Origin of the sequence: Komagataeibacter rhaeticus (assembly GCF_011611525.1) — a bacterium.
GTDB lineage: Bacteria > Pseudomonadota > Alphaproteobacteria > Acetobacterales > Acetobacteraceae > Komagataeibacter > Komagataeibacter rhaeticus.
This window is the reverse complement of record NZ_CP050139.1, coordinates 473,554-497,925: the sequence shown is the minus strand read 5'-3', so window position 1 is coordinate 497,925 and position 24,372 is coordinate 473,554. Positions and strand designations below refer to the sequence as shown.

The following is a 24,372-nucleotide window of genomic DNA, read 5'->3' as shown; positions in this document are numbered from 1 at the left end:
GGTATTATCCTGCCTTGGCCGGAGGCGCGGCGGCATCGACCGGGGCCACCGTGTCGCCTGCGTGAATTTTCAGCACCCCTTCCACCACCACGCGCTCGCCGTTCTTCAGCCCGCCCGTCACCAGCCAGCTGGTGCCGATGGCCTGGCCCACGGTCACGGGGCGGAGAGCGACCCTGTTATCGGCATCCACCACCCAGACCTGCGGGTCCCCGTGGGAATTGCGCTGCACCCCTTCCTGCGGCACCAGCATGGCGTTGGGGTCCGTGCCTTCGGCCAGCTGGGCATGCACGTACATGCCCGGCAGCAGCAGCCGGTCGGGATTGGGCATGACCGCCCGCACCACGACGGTTGCGGTCGCCTCATCCACATTGACTTCGGAGAATTCCATGCGCCCGGTGTGTTCGTATGTCGTGCCGTCCTCCAGCGCTATGGTGATGCTGGCCGCGTTGTCACCCGCACGGGTCAGCCGCCCTTCCGCCAGTTCGCGCCTGAAGCGCAGCAGTTCGGTCGCGGGCAGGTTCACATCGACATAAATCGGGTCCAGCCGGGTCACGATCGCCACGTTGTTGGTCTGGTTGGCCGTGACCAGCGCGCCCACGGTCAGGATCGAACGGCCGATCCGGCCGGTAATGGGCGCGTTCATGTGGGTATAGCCCAGGTCGACCATCGCGCGTTCAAGCTGGCCCTTTGCCGACTCGATATCACCCTGCGCCGCGCGTTCGGTGGCCAGGGCGTCATCATATTCCTGCTGGCTTACGGCATGGGCCTTGAGCAGCGGCCCGTAGCGGTTGAGCTTGGCGCGGGCCGTGACCTCGCTGGCCTGGGCGTGCAGCAGCTGGCCCTGCGCCGTATCCACGGCGGCCTGATAGATGCCGGGGTCGATCTGGTACAGCTGCTGGCCGGCCTGTACGTCCGTGCCTTCCTGGAACAGGCGCTTCTGGATCACGCCGCTGACCTGCGGGCGCACCTGCGCGATCTCGAACGCCTCCGTACGGCCGGGCAGCAGGGTCGTGATCCGTACCGGCTGGGCCTGGAGCGTCACGACCCTGACCGGCTGCGGCGGCAGCTTGGGGGCTGCGGCGTGCCGCTGGCAGGCCGCGAGAGACAGTATCAGCGCCGCCGGGGCTACGATACGGGAGTAATGCATCATGGTCACCAACCGGCCTGTCCGCCGCTATGTAGTATGTTTCCGAACAACGTCCGTGTCGTTTGCCGCACATGGCCGCCATAAGAAAGCCAAATAACGAAACCATTTGGTTTTCAATGAATAGAAAACTATATCGTCTCCATAAGGCGGTCAAGCTGGGCTTCCGTGCAAAATGGTCGGAGCATGTTACGAATGAGTAAGAATGGACATGAAGTGCAACTGTCCGCCGCCACCGGATGCGACAGCCGCAGGCGTGGTCCGGGCCGGCCGCCGGAAATGGAGGAATGTGAACGCCGTGAACGGATACTGGACGCGGCCAGCACGGTGCTGCAGGAATGCGGCTACCATGCCGCATCCATGGACAAGGTGGCGCAGCATTCCGCCATGTCCAAGCGCACGCTGTACCAGATGTTCAATTCCAAGCAGGACCTGTTCCACACCCTGGTCAGCAGCAGGCTGTTCAATGTGACGGCCCCGTTCTGCCATGACATAACCGACCCGGCGCGGGAGCTGACGGACCTGCTGCTTGCACTGGGGGAGATCATTCTCCGCCCCGACCGGATGAGCCTGATCCGGGCGCTGATCACCGAATCACAGGAATCGGCCGACATCCGCCAGATCCTGACCAGCCTGCGCTGTGGCGGCCGGGACAATGTACTGACCAGCTGGCTGTCGTGCTACGTGCACCGCGAGGGATATGTGGTCGAAGATGTCGCGATGTATGGCAACATGCTGTTCGGCATGACGATCGGGGACCTGATGCTGCAAAGCCTGGCCTGTGCGTCGGAAGCATCATGGATCGAGCGCATGATGCGCCCGCGCTTTGAATGCGCGGTGCGGATTTTCCTTGCGGGTTTCGGGCAGGCGGAAGCCACGCCGGGCGGGTAAGGCCCCGGCCGTGAGCATGCGGTCGGAAGCCGCCCGGGATGCGGGGCCGTCCGCTTTCCATCCAACCCAGACCCCTGGAAAACAGCCCGGCAGGTCACTGGCCGTGCGCCATCATGGCGCAGGCCCGTGGGAACAGGCCTTCTACCTGTTCAGATGGGGGCTGCTGTCAAAATCCCTGCGCCCGGGGCACTGCGCACGGAATTATACACCCTGACGCGCACGGCCCGCCCCCATCAAGCGCTGTCATATGTGCCCTTCATGCTGGCCGGTCCGGTGCCTCTCCACCCGGGGCCTGACTGCCATGTCCTGTCGAACCGATGCGTTGCCCGGGTCTGGCAAATGCTGGCATGCGTAACGCTGATCGACAGTTCAGCCCCCCGTCCGGCAATAATGGTCCCAACGTCCTGCGCCAGCCGTTCCGTCCCACGCAGTCTGCCGACGCGAAACCTGGTTGCGACCTTCATGGCCAAAGCCATGCTTACGGCAGTGACGCTGGTTTCATCCGCCATGACTTCTTGGCGGCGGCTCATGCCTTTGCTTTCCGATAATATCTCCCTTTCCTGCATGATCCGACATACTCTACAAGTTGCGCTTTCTGAAGACCTCCAATGTCCCTGCGTGCGGTCTTCAGGCTTACATTCCATACAGCCATGATGTCTGTGGCTCTGCATCTGCTTCCTCGCTCGAGTCGTAGCAGGAACCACCGTTGCCGTTCATTCAGTTCCCAATGATCAGGGACAGTTGCAGGGTCATGTTCAGGGACATGTCCACGATCATTCACCCTTGCAGGCATAGCCTGTCCGCCACCTGCCGCCACGCCAAGCCGATAAGCCTCTCTGGCTGCAGTGAGTGAGGAACATTCTGTCGACCGTATCGTGATATCAACCTCAAGCCCGCCGGCCAGCCCGTAAACGAATGCCCGGATGACCGGCGACGAAACAACAAGACGCAGGAAATATATCGTATCCGGTCCATGCCGCGCTGAAAGCCAGTGTTTGACACTTTTTTCACTGGCACCTGTCTGCCGCATAAGTCTCTTGATCACACCGTGGCTGTTTTCATGCTCTCCGCGCAACAGTTCGGAAACCGCCCTGGCATAGTTTTCACGATGTCCGAGAACGCCTTTCCACAGAGGTAATGTCCTACCCTTTTTCGGCAACATCTTCCGGTTCTTCCGCTGCTAGAATAATCCCGTTTCAGAATGACGGAACAGACTCGTTCTCACTGCGGGGAAAGATGTCCGGGCCTCCGTTATCGGCCTGGGAAAGGGCAAAACGTGACAAGCCGGAAATGCTACGATGATGATCGTACCGAGCCGATGGAACGCATCGTTCGGGCTGCCGAATACGTCCGGATGTCAACGGATCTTCAGAAATATTCGACAGAAAATCAGTCGGAAGCGATCAGGAATTATGCCGGGGAGCGCGGGATCGGAATTGTTCGAACTTATGCCGATTCTGGAAAAAGTGGCCTGAAAATTGACGGGCGCAACGCCCTCAAACAACTTATTGAGGACGTTGAGACAGGAAACACTGATTTCACATTGGTTCTTGTTTACGACATCAGCCGTTGGGGACGATTCCAGGATGCGGATGAGAGCGCTTACTACGAATATATCTGCCGCCGCGCGGGCATTTCGGTCGAATATTGCGCCGAACAGTTCGAGAATGATGGAAGTCCCGTATCAACCATCGTCAAGGGCGTCAAGCGTGCCATGGCTGGTGAATACAGCCGCGAACTTTCCACCAAAGTATTCGCAGGCCAGGGAAGGCTGATCGAGAAGGGCTATCGTCAGGGAGGGCAGGCTGGATTCGGCTTACGTCGCACCCTGATCGACGAGAACGGCGCCATCAAGGGCATTCTTGGGCGGGGCGAACATAAAAGCATCCAGACCGACCGCGTTATCCTGACACCCGGCCCCGCTGATGAAATCAACCTGGTCCGCACCATCTATCAGTCTTTCGTTCATCAGGGACGTAGCGAGAACGAAATTGCCGCCGATCTCAACAGACGTGGCATTTTGACAGATCTCGGACGTCTCTGGACCAGAGGAACAGTACATCAATTACTGATCAATGAGAAATACGTTGGTGACAACGTGTGGAATCGTTGTTCCTTCAAGCTAAAAAAGAAACGTGTCCGCAATGAACCAGAAATGTGGATCAAAGCGCGCAATGCATTCGAGGCCATCGTTGAGCGAGAGCTATTCGAATCTGCAAGGCACATCATCCATGCGCGCTCTTCCCGTCTGACTGATGAAGAAATGCTGCATTCCCTGAAGGAACTCTATCATCAGAAGGGCCTATTATCGGGTATAATCATTGATGAATGTGATGACTTGCCCTCCAGCGGCGCCTATAGCGCCCGTTTCGGCAGCTTGCTTCGCGCCTATCATCTTGTCGGGTTCAGGCCGGATCGTGACTATCGTTACATCACGATAAACCGTCAGCTACGCAGGCTTCATCCGGAAATCATTCGACAAATAATCACTGAATTGCGGACTAATGGTAGTGATGTATGGCAGGCCCCTCAGGACGACCGTATCATCGTCAATGACGAATTCAGTCTTTCCGTAACGATTGCACGCTGCGTTGAAACACCTACCGGCCTGCTGCGCTGGAAGATGCATTTCGATACCTCGCTCATACCTGACATCACGGTCGTCGTGCGTATGAACGCCACAAATCGTACACCGCTGGACTACTATCTATTTCCACGCATCGACATGATGTCCGGGAAACTCCGCCTGTCCGAGGACAACGGCCTTGCTCTTGATGCCTATCGTTTCGACAATCTTGAACTCCTGTACGACATCGTTACTCCTATTTCCATCGCAGAGGTCGCCTGATGTCTGTCATTCGTCCGGGCAGGATCGAAATGATCCCGATCAGCCAGATTACAGTCGTAAATCCACGCGCCCGCAACAAGCGCCAGCATCGGGAAATTGTTAACAACATCAAAGCCATCGGTCTGAAACGACCCATCACCGTAAGGCGCCGTGATACGGCCGATGGACCCGGATATGACCTCGTTTGTGGCGAAGGGCGGCTGGAAGCCTTTCAGATACTGGGCCAGCCAGAGATCCCGGCAGTCGTCATCAAGGCGAGCGAGAGCGAGTGCCTCGTGATGAGCCTGGTCGAAAACATCGCCCGACGCATACCGCGCCCCATTGATCTCATGCGCGAGGTCGGCGCCTTACGATCACGCGGTTATAGTGATGCGGCTATCGGTACGAAAATCGGTGTCGGGGCCTCCTGGGTCAACATGGTCGCGTCCCTTCTTGATCGGGGTGAGGAACGGCTGCTCGCCGCCGTCGAAACCGGCCTTATTCCGATTACCCTAGCGATGGAAATTTCCAGGGCCGAAACGGAAGAAGCCCAGAACCTGCTCCTTGATGCCTATGAAACCGGCAGGCTGAGGGGCAAGAAGCTTGCAGCGGCCCGGCGGATGCTCGAGATGCGCTTGCAAAGCCAGCGTAAAGGTCCACCTGCAGGGCGTTTGGGACGCAAAACGAACACCCGGAGAATGACGGCCGCCGATCTGATGCAGGTCTACCAACGTGAGGCCGAAAAGCAGCGCCTTCTGGTCAAGAAATCGGATTTCACCCAGGCACGACTGCTTTTCATCGTTGAAGCCCTGAAGGATCTGCTCACGAACGACGGCTTTATAAACCTGCTCAGGGCTGAGGGACTGGCGACCATGCCTCGCGCCCTTGCAGTCAGGGTATCAGGAAACAATCATGACCGATGAAGTGAACAATCGGGGACATAGCCGTATTCATATGGCTTTCGGCATGGATTTCCTCACGGTTCCTGTAGCATCAGTCATTCCACTCAAGACATTGCCGCCCGATATCAGATCGAGCCGCACCTACTGCCAGATATTGACCTCCATAAAAGCGATCGGACAGCCGATCGAATCACCGGTCGTGACGGCTGATACGACGAACGCGGAACGATGGTTCCTGCTTGACGGTCATTTAAGAATTGAAGCCCTGAAAGACCTTGGCTTTACAGAAGTCGAATGTCTTCTGGCTCCTGACGATGATACCTATACCTACAATAAACGGGTCAATCGTATCCCACCGATCCAGGAGCATCGGATGATCGCACGCGCCATGGAGCGCGGGGTTTCGTCGGCTGATATCGCTACCGCACTCAATATTCAGGTAGAAGCGGTATTGAGACGTTTCCGGCTACTGGATGGTATCAGTACCGAAGCAGCTGAAATGCTTAAAGATACCCCCTGCTCCATGAAGGTATTCGATATCCTGCGCCAGATGACGGCCGTACGACAGATCGAATCCGCCGACCTCATGATCGGCCAGAACAACTTCACGGTCATGTTTGCCCGCGCCTTGCGGGCCGCAACGTCAGAAAATCAGCTTGTACCGAACAGGAGAGGAAAAAAGGAAGGTAGAACGACACCATCAGGTCAGCAGATTGCCCGCATGGAACGAGAACTCGCCGCACTTCAGACGCAGGTCAAATCTGTCGAGGAAACCTACGGCATTGATAATCTGCATCTGACCGTGGCACGCAGCTATATCGCCAAACTCCTTGCAAACAAACGGATAGCCCGATGGATGGCCACCCATCAGCAGGATTACCTGGGTGAATTCCAGAAGATCGCCGAAATCGACCCCCTTGGCTCGATTGGCGCGGAAACGAACACCTGAACTAAAAAGAGAAATCCGATAAGCGTGGGGACCATGGAACAAGCAGCCGCTCCGTGAAGCGGATCAAGCCTGATGGGGGCTATGGCAGCAAACCCGTGGCCCAGCGCCTGACCCTGCCCCGAACATGCCCTCAGATTTAAGTTAGGGTCTGTGGGTTGTTGTATGCCGTTTTGGCGTGTTGAGCGAAAGCCTCTGGCGTCATGCCATTGAGGCTGGTGTGGGCCTAAAACAGCGTTGTAGTCGGCCCGCCAGGCGTCGATGACCGTCCGAGCGTGGGCGATGTTGCGGAACAGGTGTTCGTTGAGACATTCGTCATGGAACCGGCTGTTGAAGCTCTCGACGAACCCGTTCTGCTGCGGCTTGCCTGGTGCGATGTAGTGCCACAGCACCGACCGTTTTTCCTGCCAGGCCAGGATCGCGTCCGAGGTCATCTCGGTGCCATTGTCGCTGACGATCATCACGAGAAAGCCGCGATGTTCCCCGATCCGGTCGAGTTCGCGGCCGAGCCGTTCACCTGACAGCGACGTATCCACCACCAGGCTAGAGGGTGTTATGTACCTTCGTGCGTGATTGGTTCAGTAATGCTGAATGACGCAAGTTCGGAAGCCGTATCCCTCTGACGTATCAGACGAAGAATGGTCGTTGATTGTCCCGTATCTGGTTCTGATGCGAGAGGACGCGGAACAGCGGCGGCATGATCTGCGCGAACTGTTCAACGGGTTGCGCTACGTGATCCGCTACGGGATTGCCTGGCGCGCCATGCCGAACGATCTGCTGCCCTGGTCGGCGGTCTATCAGCAATCCCGTCGCTGGATGGAGGCAGGCTGCTTCGAGGCACTGGCATCTGACCTGCGGGCTGTGCTGCGCATGGCCTCCGGCCGCAAGGCGGAACCCACGGCGGCCATCCTCGACAGCCGAACCTTGCGTTCGACACCAGAGAGCGGACCGCGCGCTGGATATGATGGAGCCAAACGCAAAAAAGGCTCAAAACTGCATATGGCCGTGGACACATTTGGCTATCTGCTGGCCCTGCACGTCACGCCAGCCAGTCGGGATTATCGCGCCGAGGTCGGACGCCTCGCTGCCGCCATTCAGGAGGTGACGGACGAAAGCGTCGAACTGGCCTATGTCGATCAGGGATACACGGGCGAGAGGCCGGCCGAGGCAGCCCGCACCCACGGTAGCATGCTTGAAGTCGTCAAGTTGCCCGAAGCCAAGCGCGGCTTTGTCCTGCTGCCTCGCCGATGGGTCGTAGAACGGTCTTTCGCATGGGCCACACGATGCCGCAGACTCGTTAAGGATTACGAGCGCTACGCTTCAACGCTCGCAAGTCTTCATGTCGTCGCTTTCGCATGCTTCATGCTTAGAAACGCCGCCATACTTACTCAAGGTGCATAACACCCTCTAGCAACATGCTGACATCATCATTACATTAGGAAATAAAAACTTTTTTATCTATTATTTTTAATAATTTTATTTTCCAGAACTTTCAATTCTTCATTAAAGGTATTTTCCCAACCATTAGGTAGATCAAAGACAAGAGATAGATGATGCTGCCCGGAGAGATCATCTTTACAAAATATATCATTCATAAATGAGGAGACTTTCGACATTTCATCAATGACTCTCCCCACAATCCCAAATAATAGCCCCTGACATTTCTCAAACAGATTATCAACAACACAAAATCGAACACTCTCCTCCCAAGCTAACGCCCGACTGCAAGCTTCTGCAACCAAACGACATGTTGCAACAATCGCCTTGTCATCCCCCGGCACCCCTGCTTCTCCCCATGCCCTCACAAACTCAAAGTTTGCCAGGGTAGAAAGTGAATGGATGATTTTCATCATTTCCGAAAATTTCATATGTATCCATGACATAAATTCCTCTTCTGGAATTTTTGTTAACGCCCTTGTATAAAGTCCCCTCTGAAGAGCGCTCCATCTTTGTGTAACAGGCCCCATTTCATAACGAAGTACCTCACATGTGAGTCTATATTCCCACAAATCCCCTTTCTCTAAAATAATTCTCTCTGAAAGATAACTGAGCTTTCCGAACTCTTCTAAATGTCTCCGCTCGTATCTTTGTCGGACTACTGCACCAGCTTTTCCTATTTGAGCAGAAACCACAGACTCGTGATCTTTCTGCCATTCGAATAGTAAGCCCGCTGGATAACGCAAAGGATCGTCATCAACCAATTTATGGCAATTCGAGCATAGCCAGATTGCGTTTGTAATATCCGCACGTTCTGCCGATGTCATCTGTGCATCAAAGCGAGCGGAACCAGGATTCGCTCCATATATATGAGCGGCTTCTCCAACATTCACAGACGAAGTTCTGCAAGCAGCCGGACCACTTGTAGTCGCCCCGCAGTCAGGATTGGAGCAACGGTACGCGGCACGCTTTGCCAACGTCGTCACTGTATTTTTCTTAGTGTCTGACCGAAAATGAGTTGAGTGATTTCAGTGGATTATGATTCATGGATTGGGAACAATCCATTGCGTCCTCAACCGCATGGACATTGATCGCCTCGATCCGAATGCTCACACGACGGACTGCAAAGCATTGTCAGGGTTAAAGAACTTTCGAATCAGGCTCTAAAAAATATTATGCATTCCCTTCTGGATAGGATTTTTTCAATATTTCCATTTCCATTAATTCTGAAAATTTTCTAGTTCCAGATTTTGCTATTTCGCTACCTATTTCAGCGAATTTTTCTTTCATCCATGGTTTTTCTGTGAATAAAGAAAAACATATGGCGTAAGCCGCACCAGCTAAATATAAATCTAAATCATCGATATTTCTGTTTTCAAGAAAACATTGGTGGGCCACTTGCTCACCAATATAAGAAATATCTATTTTTACTCTTATTTTCATAGCGCCCTAATATGAATTTAATTTTTATTAATGTAATAAATTATATTTTTTGTAAATTAAAAAATTATTGAAATGGCAGATATCGAAGGGATAAGAAAGCCATATTATCGTCTGTATGCGGCGTTCCTCCATATCCTGAGAATCCAGCAACATCGGTGTGAGAGAATTGTGCGCCAAATGATAATGTGCCATAATCTCCCTGAAAGTAACGCCACCAAAAACCTATTGTTCCTTGAGAAACTCGACGAATGTTGGCATTACAGGCCATAGCGCTTGGAGCATTTTCAATTTGGCATCCTGAGACATTGTACCCTATATTACCATAGCCATATGGAGTTCCATTAACATTGTAAGAACTGCGAGAAAGTATATTTTCCATACCACCGTATGCATATATATCAACTGATTTATATGGGTGTCCGATCAACCCTATTAATACTTGAGCTTCAGGGAGTAGGGCTGGAGATCCATGAATATTAGTTGTGGCATCAGGTAAATTTGTTGTTCCATAACGACCTATTCCGTAACCAGCCAACCCAGATGCTTGAAAGTCGAAATACTTTTTCACAACAGGAATAACCATTCCGCCGCCACCACCACCAGCGAATTTGGTATGACTTTTTCCTGTTCCAATGTAACTGACCCGATCATGTATGAATCTACCAATTCCGAAAGCTTCAAAATGACCAAATTTGGGATCTGCTGATCCTTTTAAAATAATGTCGGGCGCGACATCATCTGAATAAGTTGTGGAAACATTTTCAACTTGTCCACCAGAATTGTTGTATGTTATTTTTTCTTCACTTGGAGTGTATATTGTTCCTCCCCATACCGATTGCGGGTTTTCTAGGGATAGACCAATATGATATTCATGATTATGGAATCCTTTTACAATACGAATTCCTGTATTTCGTGTCCATGTAAAACCAGGAACATATTGAGCATCAATAACAAGTGGTATTTGCTCACTTCTTGTATCCATACCCTTCTTAAAAAGAGTGGCTAAGGACCATGACTGTCCTCCCATAATATAAAAATCATCTATTTTATTTTCAAATTCGCCATACATTACTCGTGATCTTAAAACATAGCTATTGCTTTGTCGTGAGTTTGATGCAGATCCAGCCCCTTGAAAATCGACTTCTGTATAACCAGATACATGCCACTTATCGGTGATATCTGCACCAACTAGTGCTGAGAACCTACTTTGCCTTTCTGTTTCATGGAATTCATTCATATGCGCATTTGGCGAGTTCATCCATGGTATAGAAGAGAAATTTGAACTAATATCAGCGGTTTCATTTCTCGATCTAAATATACCTGCCATTTCTACATATCCACCCAAAATAATAGATATGCGGCCTACATTAAATTGACCTTTGTGGAACAGTCCATTTGTGGTATTCCCAGAAGGAGAAACTGGCATTCCTGTTATTTGACCATAGGTTGTGGGTTCACTCCGAGGGTCTGTTCCTCCAATTGTAATCCATGGACGATTTATTGCATAATTATCTGCATTAGGATTGCCAATTATAATTGGCCTATTATAGGCAGGATCTGTCGATATTTTCTCACGATTCAAAGCAGTTTCTTTAACTAAACGAACTTCATTATCTTGTTTAACCTGCTGAATTTTCATATATTGAATTTGTTTCTGTAAATAATTGATTTGTTTTTCCATTATGCTTATTTGCCTTGACGCTGTTTGTGAATGAGCGCTATGTAAACAAAATGAATACACACAAGAAAAAGCGCCTGACATCAATAGCATATTTTTTGCATACATAGACACAGGAATATCCTAACAATATTATTTATAGATAATATTTAATACATGCTGTGATAATCGCCTAAAGAACTTATTATGAATCTTATATGAATCTTATATGAATTTATGAAAATATCAGTGGAAGTTCATAAACTGGAGGGTTCGAAGAACCCCTGATTGATGTGCTTGGCCGGTAATTTCTGGGTTTTGGCGATTTGATTGACGGTTTGGAATTGGGACGGATCATCGAGACGGCGGAAACCGGGATTGAGCCTCTGGTCGTGGAGACGGCCCGCATCTATCTCGATCAGATGGAGGGTTCGAAAAACCCTTTGGCTCCGAGCTGTTCTGTGTGATTCCATTTCTTCGGCGTTGATTGGGGATGGTGGAAGATGAAGCAGCCTGGTTTCTTTGACGTTGAAGAGCGGCTTGCCCGATTGAGCGGGCTTGGCGATCAGCTCGAAGCGTTTTCCCGGACTGTGGATTTTGAAGTCTTCCGCCCTGATCTGGAGCAGGCTTTGGCGTATTCAGACGGCAGTAAAGGCGGGCGTCCGCCGTTTGATCCGGTACTGATGTTCAAGATCCTGATGATCCAGACGCTGAACAATTTGTCTGATGAGCGGACAGAGTATCTGATCAATGACCGCCTGTCGTTCATGCGTTTCCTTGGCCTGGGGCTGTCGGACCGTGTGCCGGATGCCAAAACGGTCTGGCTGTTCCGTGAACGCCTGACCCAGGCGGGAGCCATTGAAAGACTGTTTGGCCGGTTTGATGCAACTCTGCGGAACGCCGGTTATCTCCCGATGTCCGGCCAGATCCTGGATGCCACACTGGTGGCTGCTCCCAAGCAACGCAATACGAACGCTGAGAAAGCCGATCTTCGGGAAGGGCGTATTCCTGAAGACTGGCAGGACAAACCCGCAAAGCTGTCGCACAAGGACCGTCATGCGCGCTGGACACTGAAGTTCACCAAAGCAAAGCGGCAGGATGATGGAACCATGCCATCCAGCGATCTCGCCATCCCGTTCTTTGGCTATAAATCGCACATTTCCATCGATCGGAAATTCCGGTTCATCCGAAAATGGAAGACGACGGATGCCGCCGCCAGTGATGGTGCGCGATTGAGAGAAGGGCTGCTGGATAAAACCAATACGGCCTCAAGCGTTTGGGCCGACACGGCGTACCGCTCCAAAGCCAACGAAGACTTCATGGAAAAGCAGGGTTTTGTCTCAAAGGTTCACAGAAAAAAGCCGCATCTCAAGCCTATGCCCCAACATATCCAGAAATCGAATGCTGGAAAGTCGGTCATCCGCTCGCGTGTCGAGCATGTCTTTGCCGATCAGAAATCGCAAATGGGTTTGTTCGTCCGAACTATCGGTATCACCCGGGCCACCATGAGGATCGGCCTGGCCAATATCGTCTATAATATGCGCCGCTTCCTCTTCTTGGAGCGGATGAACGCGAGCGCGTAGTCATCCAGCCGGACAGCAGTCCCCGATCTGCTCAAAGCGCAGATCAAAAGCCAACCAAAAACCATCAATCAAAGCGCCAAAAGCCTTAAATCACCAGCCAAGAACATCAATCAACGGTTCTTCGATCCCTCCACCTTGTGGCGCTGGGTTATGATGGCTCCTACGGACGGGTGGCCGCTTTTATCCGGCAATGGAAACACGAACAGCACCAGGCACGCCAGACAACGGGTCGAGGTGTTTTTGTCCCCCTGCGCTTCCAGCCCGGAGAAGCCTTCCAGTTCGACTGGGGTGAGGACTGGGCGGTGATTGCCGGGCATCGCGTCAAGCTGCAGGTTGCCCACACCAAACTGTCCTTTAGCCGGGCCTTCATACTCAGGGCCTATCCCCTGCAGACCCACGAAATGCTTTTCGATGCGCTTACCGAGGCCTTCCGCGTGCTCGGTGGTGTTCCGCGGCGGGGTATTTTTGACAACATGAAGACCGCCGTGGACCGGATTGGGTCAGGCAAGGCACGTCAGGTCAATCTGCGCTTCATGGCTCTGGCCAGCCATTATCTGTTCGAAGCGACTTTTTGCAATCCGGCAGCGGGATGGGAGAAAGGGCAGATTGAGAAGACCGTGCAGGATGCCCGGCGCCATATCTGGCAGGATCTGCCTGCCTTTGCGGATCTGGGGGCGCTGAATGCCTGGCTGGAAGCCCGCTGCCTGGACTGCTGGGAACGGCTGCAGCATATCGAACTGGCCCGGACCATCGCCGAGGTCCATGCCAGTGAGCGTCCACACCTCATGGTCCCGGGGCGTCCCTTTGACGGTTTTGTCGAACAGACCAAGCGCGTCTCGCCAACCTGCCTGATCCAGCCGTCATGCGTCATGATCCTGCAGCCGCTTCACTTGTCATCATGCTCCGTGGACTGCGGATGTATGGCATGGCCCAGGCTACGGCTGACCTCATAGAGCAGGGCGCGCCAGCTTTTGAGGCGGCCATCCCCATCCTCTCGCAACTTCTGAAGGCGGAGCTGGCCGAACGCGAAGTGCGCTCCATCGCCTACCAGACAAAGACAGCCTGGTTCCCTGCCTACAAAGACCTGTCCGGGTTCTCTTTTGCCGATACGCAGATCAACGAGCCCATGGTCCGCCAGCTCCATGGCGGGGACTTCATCGAGCGTGCTGAAAATGTCGTGCTGATCGGCGGTCCGGGAACCGGGAAAACCCACCTGGCGACCGCGCTGGCCATCCAGGCGATCACCCATCACCGCAAGAAGGCACGCTTCTGGTCAACGGTTGACCTCGTCAATGCGCTCGAACAGGAAAAGGCCGCCAATCGGGCCGGGCAGATTGCCGACAGGCTGCTCCGCCTGGATCTCGTGATCCTTGATGAACTCGGTTATCTCCCCTTCAGCGCGTCTGGGGGCGCCCTGCTGTTCCATCTGCTCAGCCGCCTCTATGAGCGCACCAGTGTCATCATCACAACCAATCTGAGCTTCAGTGAATGGGGAGACGTCTTTGGTGACCCGAAGATGACGACGGCGCTCCTCGATCGGCTGACCCATCACTGTCATATCCTCGAGACAGGAAATGACAGCTACAGGTTCCGCGCCAGCACCGCCGCGTCAAAAAACAGGAAGGACAGATCTCCTTCTTGACCGCCCGCATAACTATACCTGAAATAGCATCTGGCTGGGTCAATTCCTGATGAAAAACCCGGGTCAGTTCTCAGTGAAAATCAACAATGTCGGCAATCGAACACTGTCGCACCGCAGCCCTTGGTGGTCATGTCGCAGCGTGCGGGGACTGTGGACACAGGCGGATCGCCTATAACAGTTGCCGCAACCGTCATTGTCCGCGCTGTCAGGGGAACGCCGCACGGACATGGCTGGCCGAACGTGAGGCCGATCTGCTGCCGGTCGGGTATTTCCATGTCGTCTTCACCCTGCCGGCGCGGATCGCCGACATCGCGCTGCAGAACAAGGCCGTTCTCTACGCCCTGCTGTTCCAGGCGGCCTCGGAGACGATGATGACGATCGCCGCCGATCGCCGCCGATCCCCGGCATCTGGGTGCCCGCATCGGCATCACCGCCGTGCTGCACAGTTGGGGTTCGGCGCTGACCCACCATCCCCATGTGCACATGATCGTGCCAGGTGGCGGGCTCTCGCCCGATGCCCAGCGCTGGATCTCGTCGCGCCCGGCTTTCCTGCTGCCCGTCCGGGTGCTGGGCAAGCTGTTCCGCCGTCTGTTCCTCACCCGGCTTCTGGCATTTTTCGACGCCGACCGGCTGGCCTTTCGGGGCCAGCTTGCTTTCCTGGCAGACCGCCGTGCCTTTCTGCGGTATCTGGCCCCCGTGCGCAGCCGACGCTGGGTTGTCTACGCCAAACCACCTTTTGCGGGTCCCAAAGCGGTGCTGGCCTACCTGTCGCGCTATACCCACCGCGTTGCCATCTCGAACCGTCGCCTTCTGGCGTTCAACGAAAACGGCGTGACGTTTCGCTACAAGGACTACCGACGGGACACGGCCCACCAGCAGCAGGTCATGACACTCGCCACGGATGAGTTCATCCGCCGTTTCATGCTGCATGTCCTGCCACGGGGATTTCATCGCATCCGCCATTATGGCCTGCTGGCCAGTTCCAATCGCAAGGCCAGCCTCGCTCGGGTGCGGGACCTGCTGAAGGTCATACCCATGCCAGCACCAGAAGTCACGGAACCCGAACCGGTCATGCCACCGCCCTGCCCATGCTGTGGTGGTCCGATGGTCGTCATCCCGATCCTTCCCCGCTGGTGCCAGCCCAGAGGACCGCCACGGACGACTGATCTGGCCGGGAGATCAGCATGATGATCGGCAGACATGACCCTATAACCCGATGCCTGCCGGAACCGTCTCGTTCCGGCGCACCGACAGGCTTACGTAAAACGCGAAAAAACGACGGAAAGCGCGCACCTGGCCCTGAAGATCCTGTCATCTTCATGTGTAGGATCAGCGGGAAACACCCTTTGTCGCGTCACGAATGTCGCCACGTGACCCCGCTCAGAGGCGCCTCAGGGCAGCGCCAGTTGCAAATTCCCCATAACTGAGTCTCGGTGTCGCGGGTTCGGTCTTCCCAGACTTTCGTACGCCTCGCGGCGCCCGAAACCCTTCAGGAAGAACGAACCCGCTACGCGGGATTGGTGCGGTGTGCAGGTCTGTCACCACGGCGTGAGCGATCTGTTTTATTTGGAACTGTCCTGATCGGGCCAAGCACTCTGGCTTCTTCCCACTAGAAGGAGCCAGATGATGACAGAGTCCCTGTGCATTGCTGCAATCAGTCCCCTTCGCCAGCGCCTGCTTGATGACATGGCGGTGCGGCGGTTCTCCCGGGAGACGCAGCGCAATTACCTTCGAGATGTCGGCCGTTTCGCCACGTTTCTGGGCCGCTCACCCCACACGGCAACAGTCGAGGATGTGCGCCAGTTCCAGATTGCTCAGAACGCGGCTGGCATGCCGACACCGACCATGAATGCCATCGTGTCGGCGCTGCGGTTTTTCTTCACCCAGACGCTCGACCGCCCCGACCTTGCACGCAAGCTGGTCCGGGTAGCGCAGCCCCGCAACCTGCCCGTCGTGCTGAGCCGTGATGAAGTTGCCCGGTTGCTCAACGCGACCGTATGCCTCAAGCATCAGGCCGCCCTGTCGGTCGCCTATGGGGCAGGCCTGCGGGTGGCCGAGGTCGCAGCTCTCAAGATCAGCGATATCGACAGCGAGCGCATGCTGCTCAGGGTCGAACGGGGCAAAGGGGGACGATATCGCAACGCCATGCTTCCGGCAGACCTTCTGCCCCTGCTGCGGGAGTGGTGGAAGGCCGGACGCCAGCAGGGCGTGATGCATTCCGGTGGCTGGCTTTTTCCCGGGCAGGACACCATGAGGCCCATCAGTGTAGCGCGACAATCTGGATGAGGGGGCGCGACAATCAAGGTGAGAATGGATTGTCGTGGCGCGACAATCAGAGCGCGGTTTGATTGTCGCTGGCAAGGGTTATGTACTGGTCTGATTGTCGGTTGCGACGAGGTCGCGCTCGTGAGGGGTCATTCTGGCGGGCGGTCGGCCTGATTTTCGCTTTCGTTCCAGGGCTGCGCGCCGTCGGTAGCTTTCGACGTTCATCTCGAGGATGTTGGCGTGGTGGACGAGACGATCGACGGCGGCGAGCGTCATGGCGGGGTCGGGGAAGACCTTGTTCCATTCGGCGAAAGGCTGGTTGGCGGTGATGAGGATGGATCTTCGCTCATATCGCGCGGAGATCAGCTCGAAGAGAACGGCGGTCTCGGCCTGATCCTTGGTGACGTAGGCGAGATCGTCGAGGATGAGCAGGTGATAGCGATCCAGCCTGTTGATGGCGGCTTCCAGTGCGAGTTCGCGGCGGGCGATCTGGAGTTTCTGGACGAGATCGGAGGTGCGGGTGAAGAGGACGCGCCAGCCGCGCTCGACCAGGGCGAGGCCGATGGCCGCCGCGAGATGGGACTTTCCGCCGCCTGGCGGTCCGAACATGATCAGGTTGGCGCTGCTGGTCAGCCAGGTATCGCCTGAGCACAGCGCCATGATCTGGGCTTTGGAGATCATGGGCACGGCGTCGAAATCGAAATTGTCGATTGTTTTTCCGGGCGGCAGGCGGGCCTCGGTGAGATGGCGCTCGATGCGGCGCCTGTCACGCTCGGCAAGTTCGTGTTCGGCCAGAGCCGCGAGCAGGCGCGCCGCAGGCCAGCCCTCCTTGTCCGCGCGTTGCGCGAACTGGGGCCAGAACTGCCGGATGGCCGGCAGGCGGAGTTCGTTGAGGATGAGGTCGAGCCGGGCGGCGTCGATGCTGGTTTGCGGGGTCATGCGCCGCACTCCGCGGCTGTGGCCGTCCCTGTGGCAGGGGTGTCGAGCAGGAGCTGGTAATCGGCGAGGGGAACGGTACGGACATGGACATCGGGCAGGCTGGCGCTACGGGGGGCGAAACGCGCACGCAGGATATCGAGGTCGGGCAGGCGTTTGGCTCGCAGATCGTCGTCGAGAGCCTGTGCGAGTTCGGCCTCGCAGGCGTGCTCGTGCGCCAGGACCAGGAGGGCGACGGTGATCTTGCAGGCCTGCCGCTCGGCGAGCTTGCCACAGAGCAACTCGAACATGCGTCGATAGGCCTCGCGCGGGAAGAGCTGATCACGATAGACGAGGCGCGCGAGCGCTGCGGGCTTGCGGCGCAGTGCATGGATGACGTGGCGATAATCGACGACATGGCCGTGCTTGTCGTGTGATTTGGGCCGGCCACGCGGCAGCGTCATCAGCAGGGTTCCGCCGAGGAAGAGGTCGAGTCGGTCGTCGAACAGCCTGGCGCGCAGCCGGTGGCCGATCAGGCGGGACGGCACGGTGTAGAAGACGCGCTTGAGGGTGAAACCGCCCGCCGACGTGACGGTGACGACATGATCCTCCCCATCGCCGGAACGGCGGGCGGGCAGCTTGAGGAGCGTTGCGCGCTCGACGTCGATGCGCTTTGCATGATGGGCGTTATGCCGCGCCGCATTCTCGTCGATGAAGCGGCGATAGTCCGCGATCGTTGGGAAATCCCGGTTGCCGCGCAGGAGCAGCGCATCGGCGAGGCGACTCTTGAAATGGCCGTGGGCGCTCTCGATCGAGCCATTCTCGTGCGCCTCGCCGGGATTGTTGCGTGATGGGGTCATGCCGTAATGCGCGCAGAGGGCCTCGTATCGGCGGGTCAGATCCTCGCGCATCGGCGCGTCAAGGTTGCGGAAGGCCGCCGACAGGCTGTCGGTGCGGTGCTCGCCCGGCGCGCCGCCCAGCGCCCAGAGCGCGTTTTGCATTCCCTCCGCCAGAGCGACGAAGCTCTCGCCGCCGAGGATGACATGAGCATGCTCGTAACCGGAGAAGGGCAGCCGGAAATGATAGAGCCGGTGCGAAAGCGCCTCGCCCGCGACCGTGACGGCGAGATCGTCCATGACGGTGAAATCGGACAGCCCGATCCGGCCGGGCTCATGCTCCTGGCGGAAGATCACGTCCCGCTCGGGGCCGTGCAGCGCGCGCCAGGAACGGATCCGCCGCTCCAGCGTGCGGCGGATGCCCTCGGGCAGATCGGGATGACGCCGCCGCATCTCGGCATAGATCGCGATCGGCCGCAGACCGGGCGATGCGTGCAGTAGCGGGACGACCTCCGTGTCGAAAATATCGGCCAGAGGATCGGGCCGCCGCCGACTGCGCGGCACGGTCTTCTCCGAAGGCAGGCGTCGATCGCGCTCGAGACGATAGGCGCTGGCCACGCTGATCGCGGCCTTTGCAGCGGAAGCGGCAATGGAAAACTGGCGTCGGGAGTTCATGAAGAGCCTCACCTGATGATCGTTGATGTGACGCCCCGGCACCGGAACCTCCCCGCGAGGGAAAAATCCCAGTATCGGCGCGGCCACGATCCCCGGCCAAAAGAAGGCCACCGGCTGGGCGGTGCTGCGGGCTACGCCCTCCGCACCGCCCAGCCGGAATTCTCACCCTGATCGACGCCGATTCTTACCCAGATTGTCGCGCAGCACATCAGCACACGGCAGCTCCATCGTGTGGTTGTCGATGCCGCGCGGGCTGCTTCGATCACCAGACGTGTGGGGCCTCATACCCTGCGGCACAGCTTTGCCACGCACCTGCTTGAGGATGGTGTTGATGTCCGCGTGATCCAGGTTCTGCTGGGTCATTCCCGCCTGGAGACCACGGCCCTTTATACAAAAGTTGCGACACGGACCGTGCGGGCCGTCATCAGTCCGCTCGACAGACTGGGCATGCTGGCGACAACGCAGGCGAGGCCCGACGGCTGATCCCCGGGCGGGGGCGGTCATGTCCGCCTCCCTCGAACTGGGGGACATCTTCCGGGCTGCCGGCCCTGCCTGGCGGTCAGCCCATGCCGGCCGTCTCCCCCTGCAGCAGCTCAAGGTCATGTCGGCGATCGAACACTGTCGCACGGCGGCCCTTGGTGGTCATGTCGCGGCCTGCGGGGACTGTGGACACTGGCGGATCGCCTATAACAGCTGTCGCAACCGTCATTGTCCGCGCTGTCAGGGAAACGCCGCGCGGACATGGCTGGCCGAGCGGGAGGCCGATCTGCTGCCGGTCGGGTATTTTCATGTCGTCTTCACCCTGCCTGCGCGGATCGCCGACATCGCGCTCCAGAACAAGGCCGTTCTCTACGCCCTGCTGTTCCAGGCCGCCTCGGAGACGATGATGACGATCGCCGCCGATCCCCGGCATCTGGGGGCGCGCATCGGCATCACCGCCGTGCTGCACAGCTGGGGTTCGGCGCTGACCCACCATCCCCATGTGCACATGATCGTGCCGGGTGGCGGTCTCTCGCCCGATGGCCAGCGCTGGATCTCATCGCGACCGGCTTTCCTGCTGCCCGTTCGCGTGCTGGGCAAACTGTTCCGCCGCCTGTTCCTGACCCGGCTGCGCGCACTTTTCGATGCCGACCGGCTGGCCTTTCGGGGGCAGCTTGCCCCTCTGGCAGACCGCCGTGCCTTTATGCGGTATCTGGCCCCTGTGCGCAGCACGCGCTGGGTCGTCTACGCCAAACCGCCTTTTGCCGGTCCTAAAGCAGTGCTGGCCTACCTGTCGCGCTATACCCACCGTGTCGCCATCTCGAACCGCCGCCTCCTGGCGTTCAACGAAAACGGCGTGACGTTCCGCTACAAGGACTACCGGCGGGACACGGCCCACCAGCAGCAGGTCATGACACTCGCCACGGATGAGTTCATCCGCCGCTTCATGCTGCATGTCCTGCCACGGGGATTTCATCGCATCCGCCATTATGGCCTACTGGCCAGTTCCAGCCGCAAGGCCAGCCTCGCCCGGGTGCGGGAACTGCTGAATGTCATATCCACACCAGCGCCAGAAGTCCCGGAAGCCGAACCGGTCACGCCACCGCCGTGCCCATGCTGTGGTGGTCCGATGGTCGTCATCCAGATCCTTCCCCGATGGTGCCAGCCCCGAGGGCCGCCACAGGCGAGTGATCCAACCAAGGGATCACCATGACAGCCCGCAGATACGACAGCATGACCGATCCCGATGTCGGAGTGGCTCCGCGCCGGCAAACCGAGGCTCCTGTACGCATCACTGAAAAAATCGGGAAAATTGCTGCCTGCACCGCCAGTTCTGACATCGCGTCATGCAGATCCGGTCACAAAAACCCGTTCCAGTTCCACAAACGCACCTGTATGCTCTGGCTCAGGCTCTCCCACGGGGTGGCGCCAGTTGCAAATTCTCCATAACTGAGTCCCGGTGTCGCGGGTTCGGTCTTCCCAGACTTTCGTACGCCTCGCGGCGCCCGAAACCCTTCAGGCAAACGGAATGTCTGCTTCCGGACAAAAGATGCAGAAAGCCGCCAGTTAATTCCACAGTTTCCAAGACGCCCCTAACAGATTTCGTCTCCACCCGAAGCCAGAAAAGCGCGGATCCAAAAAATCTGACAATCTGTTCATCCTAGTTTACTCACGAAATGTCTGAGATGATCTGCAATGAAACTGGCTATAAAATAATAACTGTGATCGTAATCAGGACGAAGATTCAGAATGAGTTCCTGCCCTGCGTTCTGTGCGGCTGCCTGGAACAGTTGTGGCCTGAGTTGTTCTTTCAGAAATTGATCTGCCAAACCCTGATCTATCAGGACAGGCAGTCTTTCCGTTGCTGTCCGCACAAGTTCAAGCGGATCATAGGCCGCCCAACTGGCACGATCCGGACCAAGATAAGCGCTGAACGCTTTTTCACCCCATGGTACCTGCGTTGGCGCCACAATGGGTGAAAAGGCTGACACAGAACGATAGCGGCCAGGATTACGCAGCGCGATCATGATGGCGCCAAATCCACCCATCGAATGTCCCGCAATGCCTCGCTGCTGCGTAACCGGAAAGCTCGCCTCAATCAGCGCAGGAAGTTCCGTGACGACGTAATCATACATCCGATAATGCGCAGCCCACGGCTCCTGCGTCGCATTGAGGTAAAATCCGGCACCCTGTCCAAGATCGTACGCATCGTCATCAGCCACACCCACGCCCCGTGGACTGGTATCCGACGCGACAATGGCGATGCCCAGTTCTGCGGCCACGCGTTGCGCGCCAGCCTTGCCAATGAAATTCTGCTCCGTACATGTCAGACCGGAGAGCCAGTAAAGAACGGGAACCTTTTCAGTTTTTGCCTGCGGCGGCAGGTAGATCGCGAAGTTTGATTCCACACCCAACGACACGGACTTGTGTCGCCAGACTTCCTGCACCCCCCCAAAAGAGGCGTGTGTTTCCTTGCGTTCCATGGCTCTCACTGCCTTTTGCGCATGTCAGTTACCGTCCGTGAAGGTATAACTGCAGATCTTGTTCCCTGCCGGATCCCGGAGATAGGCAGCGTAAGCGCCCGGTAAGTGGCTTCGCGGGCCGGGTGCGCCTTCATCGGTTCCCCCATTGGCAAGACCTGCGGCATGAAAAGCCTCCACTTCGGCGGGTGTCGCTGCTGCAAAACCGATGGTGACACCGTTGCTTGAGGGCGCTTCACCGTTGCCTGGACGTGCAATGATGAAGGCTGGCTTTTCGCGGCCATACAGAATCCACCCATGCCCGAACGGCCCCAGGTTTTTTATGCCCAGAGCCGCAAGCGCGGCGTCATAGAATTTCGCGGATACCGCAGTATCCACTGCCCCAAGAAAAACGTGAGAGAAAACACCGTCACCGGAAATAACTGCCATGATCGTTCTCCTGTAATTTCCAACCATTGGAAATGATGTTGCGCGGTGAGACGCAGACCTTAGAAATGAATGACGGAACGGATGGATTTTCCTTCATGCATCAGATCGAAGGCCGTATTGATGTCTTCGAGCGGCATGGTGTGGGTTACGAAAGGCGCAAGTTCGATATCGCCACGCATGGCATCTTCGACCATGCCGGGAAGCTGGCTGCGTCCCTTGACCCCACCGAAAGCCGAGCCGCGCCACGAACGCCCCGTCACAAGCTGGAAGGGACGGGTCGAAATTTCCTGACCGGCCCCTGCCACCCCGATGACGATCGACTGCCCCCACCCACGATGCGCGGCTTCTAACGCCGCGCGCATGACGTTGACGTTTCCGATACATTCAAATGTATGATCAATACCCCAGCCGGTCATTTCCACAAGAACCTGCTGAATCGGTTTGTCATAATCCTCGGATTAAGGAACTCCGTGGCGCCGAACGCCCTGGCAAGTTCAAATTTTTCCGGATTGGTATCAATAGCGAAAATCCGGCCAGCCTTTGCTTGTCGCGCTCCCTGAATCACCGCTAGACCGATCCCGCCCAGTCCGAAGACGGCAACCGTATCTCCCGGCTGTACCTTGGCCGTGTTGTGTACCGCACCGATCCCGGTGGTGACGCCACATCCCAGCAAACAGACATGCTCTGGATTGGATGCGGAGTTGATTTTAGCCAAAGAAACCTCGGCGACAACCGTGTATTCGCTAAACGTCGAACACCCCATGTAATGATGGATCGGCTGACCTTTGTAGGAAAAACGCGTCGTACCATCCGGCATCACACCCTTACCCTGTGTGGCGCGCACTGAAATGCAGAGATTGGTTTTTCCAGACTTACAGAACAGACATTCACCACATTCAGCCGTGTAAAGCGGAATGACGTGGTCGCCGGGGGCAACGCTGGTCACCCCTTCCCCGACCTCGATCACAATTCCCGCGCCTTCGTGACCCAAAACGACCGGGAACAGTCCTTCGGGATCATCCCCTGACAGAGTAAACGCATCGGTGTGGCAGACACCCGTATGTGTGATCTGCACGAGCACCTCACCCGCACGAGGAGGCGCTACGTCGATCTCGACAATCTCAAGGGGCTTACCCGCCTCGAAAGCAACTGCGGCCCGTGATTTCATGATTTTTCTCCAAATAACCTGTCAGTCAGCGTCGTGAGCATTACCGGAGATAGGATCGAACGAGTGACACCACATTCTCGATCGAACCACTGGCAGCATCACGATCACCGGCGCATTCAACAAATTCTTCCCGCAGGTGGCTTTCAAGAACACCGGCCATTAATCCGTTGATCGCTCCTCGGATAGCCGCAACCTGTTGCAGTACCGGACCGCAATCAGCCCCCTTCTCCAGAGCCTGTTCCAGCGCATCAAGTTGCCCGCGAATACGGCGCACGCGGGTCAGAACGCGCTTTTTCTCAGCTGGTGTGTGCGGCACGAAACGTTTACTCCGAATATACTGCCCTTGAGTATCCTTTCATACTATGGGGCAGTATGACAAGGATACATACTATGGGGCAGTATGACAAGGATATAAGGATGTGCTTGTCATATGATCCGATCAAAAGTCCGTATCGCCGAAATTTTCACCGTAACGTCCATGGGGGGACTGCCTGTGTCTTGGAATCATTCAATAGGTGTAATCAGTGAAATCCAGACAAGCTCTACAACGAGGCTTTGAAGCGCTGATGTCCGCTATTTGACAAATAATCTTGTGGTCCAAACGACCGAGATGAAGGCGAAAGCTGCCTTTCTGCTTGGCGTACGCCAACTC

The 24,372-nt window shown here is 56.3% G+C and carries 19 protein-coding genes and 5 pseudogenes; 13 read left to right on the top strand and 11 right to left on the bottom strand.

The window, feature by feature from the left end; all coding sequences use genetic code 11:
* Window positions 1-4 precede the first annotated feature (4 nt).
* Window positions 5-1,150, bottom strand: a complete 1,146-nt coding sequence (locus GWK63_RS02435) for an efflux RND transporter periplasmic adaptor subunit (protein WP_034927676.1) — start codon at window positions 1,148-1,150, stop codon at window positions 5-7.
* A 189-nt stretch (window positions 1,151-1,339) separates the two neighbouring features.
* On the opposite strand from GWK63_RS02435, the gene GWK63_RS02430 reads away from it, so the two are divergent.
* From GWK63_RS02430 to GWK63_RS02415, 4 genes are all read left to right on the top strand, one after another.
* Window positions 1,340-2,035 carry a TetR/AcrR family transcriptional regulator gene (locus GWK63_RS02430; protein WP_007398883.1) on the top strand — a complete coding sequence of 232 codons (696 nt, stop codon included), beginning with the start codon at window positions 1,340-1,342 and terminating at the stop codon, window positions 2,033-2,035.
* A 1,318-nt stretch (window positions 2,036-3,353) separates the two neighbouring features.
* On the top strand, window positions 3,354-4,883 hold the full coding sequence (locus GWK63_RS02425) for a recombinase family protein (protein ID WP_050800720.1): 1,530 nt from the start codon (window positions 3,354-3,356) through the stop codon (window positions 4,881-4,883).
* Window positions 4,883-5,785, top strand: coding sequence for a plasmid partitioning protein RepB C-terminal domain-containing protein (locus GWK63_RS02420; RefSeq protein ID WP_007398877.1), 903 nt, complete (start codon window positions 4,883-4,885; stop codon window positions 5,783-5,785). The genes GWK63_RS02425 and GWK63_RS02420 overlap by 1 nt, the downstream gene beginning before the upstream one ends.
* A complete protein-coding gene (locus GWK63_RS02415) occupies window positions 5,775-6,713 on the top strand; it encodes a plasmid partitioning protein RepB C-terminal domain-containing protein (RefSeq protein WP_034933861.1) in 939 nt (312 codons plus the stop codon). Before GWK63_RS02420 ends, GWK63_RS02415 begins: the two co-directional genes overlap by 11 nt.
* Window positions 6,714-6,849: 136 nt before the next feature.
* Here the strand turns inward: GWK63_RS02415 and GWK63_RS02410 are convergent.
* A pseudogene (locus GWK63_RS02410) lies at window positions 6,850-7,255 on the bottom strand (integrase core domain-containing protein); the annotation flags it as partial.
* Between the two features lie 46 nt (window positions 7,256-7,301).
* Here GWK63_RS02410 and GWK63_RS02405 point away from each other — a divergent pair.
* Window positions 7,302-8,111 (top strand): IS5 family transposase, encoded by an 810-nt coding sequence (locus GWK63_RS02405; protein ID WP_039999222.1) that lies wholly within the window; start codon window positions 7,302-7,304, stop codon window positions 8,109-8,111.
* Between the two features lie 53 nt (window positions 8,112-8,164).
* Here GWK63_RS02405 and GWK63_RS02400 read toward each other — a convergent pair whose 3' ends face one another.
* Complete coding sequence (locus GWK63_RS02400) at window positions 8,165-9,133, bottom strand: HNH endonuclease (protein ID WP_083824464.1); 969 nt, start codon at window positions 9,131-9,133, stop codon at window positions 8,165-8,167.
* Between the two features lie 62 nt (window positions 9,134-9,195).
* Here GWK63_RS02400 and GWK63_RS02395 point away from each other — a divergent pair.
* A pseudogene (locus GWK63_RS02395) lies at window positions 9,196-9,291 on the top strand (IS5/IS1182 family transposase); the annotation flags it as partial.
* A 29-nt stretch (window positions 9,292-9,320) separates the two neighbouring features.
* On the opposite strand, the gene GWK63_RS02390 reads toward GWK63_RS02395, so the two are convergent.
* Together GWK63_RS02390 and GWK63_RS02385 are read right to left on the bottom strand one after the other, a co-directional pair.
* Window positions 9,321-9,590 carry a hypothetical protein gene (locus tag GWK63_RS02390; protein WP_130732960.1) on the bottom strand — a complete coding sequence of 90 codons (270 nt, stop codon included), beginning with the start codon at window positions 9,588-9,590 and terminating at the stop codon, window positions 9,321-9,323.
* A 64-nt stretch (window positions 9,591-9,654) separates the two neighbouring features.
* On the bottom strand, window positions 9,655-11,271 hold the full coding sequence (locus GWK63_RS02385) for a hypothetical protein (protein WP_223846623.1): 1,617 nt from the start codon (window positions 11,269-11,271) through the stop codon (window positions 9,655-9,657).
* 479 nt (window positions 11,272-11,750) lie between these two features.
* Here GWK63_RS02385 and GWK63_RS02380 point away from each other — a divergent pair, with 479 nt between their 5' ends.
* The 5 genes and pseudogenes from GWK63_RS02380 (at window position 11,751) to GWK63_RS02360 (ending at window position 16,758) form a co-directional block, all read left to right on the top strand.
* The gene (locus tag GWK63_RS02380; protein ID WP_007396201.1) at window positions 11,751-12,830 is read left to right on the top strand and encodes an IS5 family transposase; all 1,080 of its coding nucleotides are present in this window, start codon (window positions 11,751-11,753) and stop codon (window positions 12,828-12,830) included.
* 122 nt (window positions 12,831-12,952) lie between these two features.
* Window positions 12,953-13,684, top strand: a pseudogene (gene istA, locus GWK63_RS02375) (IS21 family transposase); the annotation flags it as partial.
* Window positions 13,685-13,692: 8 nt separating this feature from the next.
* On the top strand, window positions 13,693-14,472 hold the full coding sequence (gene istB, locus GWK63_RS02370) for an IS21-like element helper ATPase IstB (protein WP_166498123.1): 780 nt from the start codon (window positions 13,693-13,695) through the stop codon (window positions 14,470-14,472).
* Between the two features lie 86 nt (window positions 14,473-14,558).
* Window positions 14,559-15,660 (top strand): annotated as a pseudogene (locus GWK63_RS02365) (IS91 family transposase); the annotation flags it as partial.
* A 435-nt stretch (window positions 15,661-16,095) separates the two neighbouring features.
* The gene (locus GWK63_RS02360) at window positions 16,096-16,758 is read left to right on the top strand and encodes a tyrosine-type recombinase/integrase (protein ID WP_223846622.1); all 663 of its coding nucleotides are present in this window, start codon (window positions 16,096-16,098) and stop codon (window positions 16,756-16,758) included.
* A 78-nt stretch (window positions 16,759-16,836) separates the two neighbouring features.
* Here the strand turns inward: GWK63_RS02360 and istB (GWK63_RS02355) are convergent, their stop codons facing one another.
* Both istB (GWK63_RS02355) and istA (GWK63_RS02350) read right to left on the bottom strand, forming a co-directional pair.
* On the bottom strand, window positions 16,837-17,676 hold the full coding sequence (istB, locus tag GWK63_RS02355; RefSeq protein WP_166498122.1) for an IS21-like element helper ATPase IstB: 840 nt from the start codon (window positions 17,674-17,676) through the stop codon (window positions 16,837-16,839).
* Window positions 17,673-19,205, bottom strand: coding sequence for an IS21 family transposase (istA, locus tag GWK63_RS02350; RefSeq protein ID WP_456305973.1), 1,533 nt, complete (start codon window positions 19,203-19,205; stop codon window positions 17,673-17,675). The genes istB (GWK63_RS02355) and istA (GWK63_RS02350) overlap by 4 nt, the downstream gene beginning before the upstream one ends.
* A 189-nt stretch (window positions 19,206-19,394) precedes the next feature.
* Here istA (GWK63_RS02350) and GWK63_RS02345 point away from each other — a divergent pair, with 189 nt between their 5' ends.
* Together GWK63_RS02345 and GWK63_RS02340 are read left to right on the top strand one after the other, a co-directional pair.
* Window positions 19,395-19,646 (top strand): tyrosine-type recombinase/integrase, encoded by a 252-nt coding sequence (locus tag GWK63_RS02345; protein WP_276510565.1) that lies wholly within the window; start codon window positions 19,395-19,397, stop codon window positions 19,644-19,646.
* 19 nt (window positions 19,647-19,665) lie between these two features.
* Window positions 19,666-20,856, top strand: coding sequence for an IS91 family transposase (locus GWK63_RS02340; protein ID WP_039906093.1), 1,191 nt, complete (start codon window positions 19,666-19,668; stop codon window positions 20,854-20,856).
* A 442-nt stretch (window positions 20,857-21,298) separates the two neighbouring features.
* Here the strand turns inward: GWK63_RS02340 and fghA are convergent, their stop codons facing one another.
* The 4 genes and pseudogenes from fghA to frmR all read right to left on the bottom strand — a co-directional run bounded on the left by fghA (window position 21,299) and on the right by frmR (window position 24,036).
* Window positions 21,299-22,126: an S-formylglutathione hydrolase gene (gene fghA, locus GWK63_RS02335; RefSeq protein WP_166498121.1), complete on the bottom strand. Its 828-nt coding sequence runs from the start codon at window positions 22,124-22,126 to the stop codon at window positions 21,299-21,301.
* Between the two features lie 24 nt (window positions 22,127-22,150).
* A complete protein-coding gene (locus tag GWK63_RS02330) occupies window positions 22,151-22,552 on the bottom strand; it encodes a VOC family protein (protein WP_003618982.1) in 402 nt (133 codons plus the stop codon).
* 59 nt (window positions 22,553-22,611) lie between these two features.
* Window positions 22,612-23,720 (bottom strand): annotated as a pseudogene (locus GWK63_RS02325) (S-(hydroxymethyl)glutathione dehydrogenase/class III alcohol dehydrogenase).
* 40 nt (window positions 23,721-23,760) lie between these two features.
* On the bottom strand, window positions 23,761-24,036 hold the full coding sequence (gene frmR / locus GWK63_RS02320) for a formaldehyde-responsive transcriptional repressor FrmR (RefSeq protein ID WP_003626675.1): 276 nt from the start codon (window positions 24,034-24,036) through the stop codon (window positions 23,761-23,763).
* Between the last annotated feature and the right edge of the window lie 336 nt (window positions 24,037-24,372).

Coding starts and splice junctions, on each gene's coding strand:
- GWK63_RS02435 (WP_034927676.1), bottom strand. CDS start 1,150: ATGATGCATTACTCCCGTATCGTAGCCCCGGCGGCGCTGATACTGTCT.
- GWK63_RS02430 (WP_007398883.1), top strand. CDS start 1,340: ATGAGTAAGAATGGACATGAAGTGCAACTGTCCGCCGCCACCGGATGC.
- GWK63_RS02425 (WP_050800720.1), top strand. CDS start 3,354: ATGGAACGCATCGTTCGGGCTGCCGAATACGTCCGGATGTCAACGGAT.
- GWK63_RS02420 (WP_007398877.1), top strand. CDS start 4,883: ATGTCTGTCATTCGTCCGGGCAGGATCGAAATGATCCCGATCAGCCAG.
- GWK63_RS02415 (WP_034933861.1), top strand. CDS start 5,775: ATGACCGATGAAGTGAACAATCGGGGACATAGCCGTATTCATATGGCT.
- GWK63_RS02405 (WP_039999222.1), top strand. CDS start 7,302: ATGACGCAAGTTCGGAAGCCGTATCCCTCTGACGTATCAGACGAAGAA.
- GWK63_RS02390 (WP_130732960.1), bottom strand. CDS start 9,590: ATGAAAATAAGAGTAAAAATAGATATTTCTTATATTGGTGAGCAAGTG.
- GWK63_RS02385 (WP_223846623.1), bottom strand. CDS start 11,271: ATGGAAAAACAAATCAATTATTTACAGAAACAAATTCAATATATGAAA.
- GWK63_RS02380 (WP_007396201.1), top strand. CDS start 11,751: ATGAAGCAGCCTGGTTTCTTTGACGTTGAAGAGCGGCTTGCCCGATTG.
- istB (WP_166498123.1), top strand. CDS start 13,693: ATGCGTCATGATCCTGCAGCCGCTTCACTTGTCATCATGCTCCGTGGA.
- GWK63_RS02360 (WP_223846622.1), top strand. CDS start 16,096: ATGATGACAGAGTCCCTGTGCATTGCTGCAATCAGTCCCCTTCGCCAG.
- istB (WP_166498122.1), bottom strand. CDS start 17,676: ATGACCCCGCAAACCAGCATCGACGCCGCCCGGCTCGACCTCATCCTC.
- GWK63_RS02340 (WP_039906093.1), top strand. CDS start 19,666: ATGTCCGCCTCCCTCGAACTGGGGGACATCTTCCGGGCTGCCGGCCCT.
- fghA (WP_166498121.1), bottom strand. CDS start 22,126: ATGGAACGCAAGGAAACACACGCCTCTTTTGGGGGGGTGCAGGAAGTC.
- GWK63_RS02330 (WP_003618982.1), bottom strand. CDS start 22,552: ATGGCAGTTATTTCCGGTGACGGTGTTTTCTCTCACGTTTTTCTTGGG.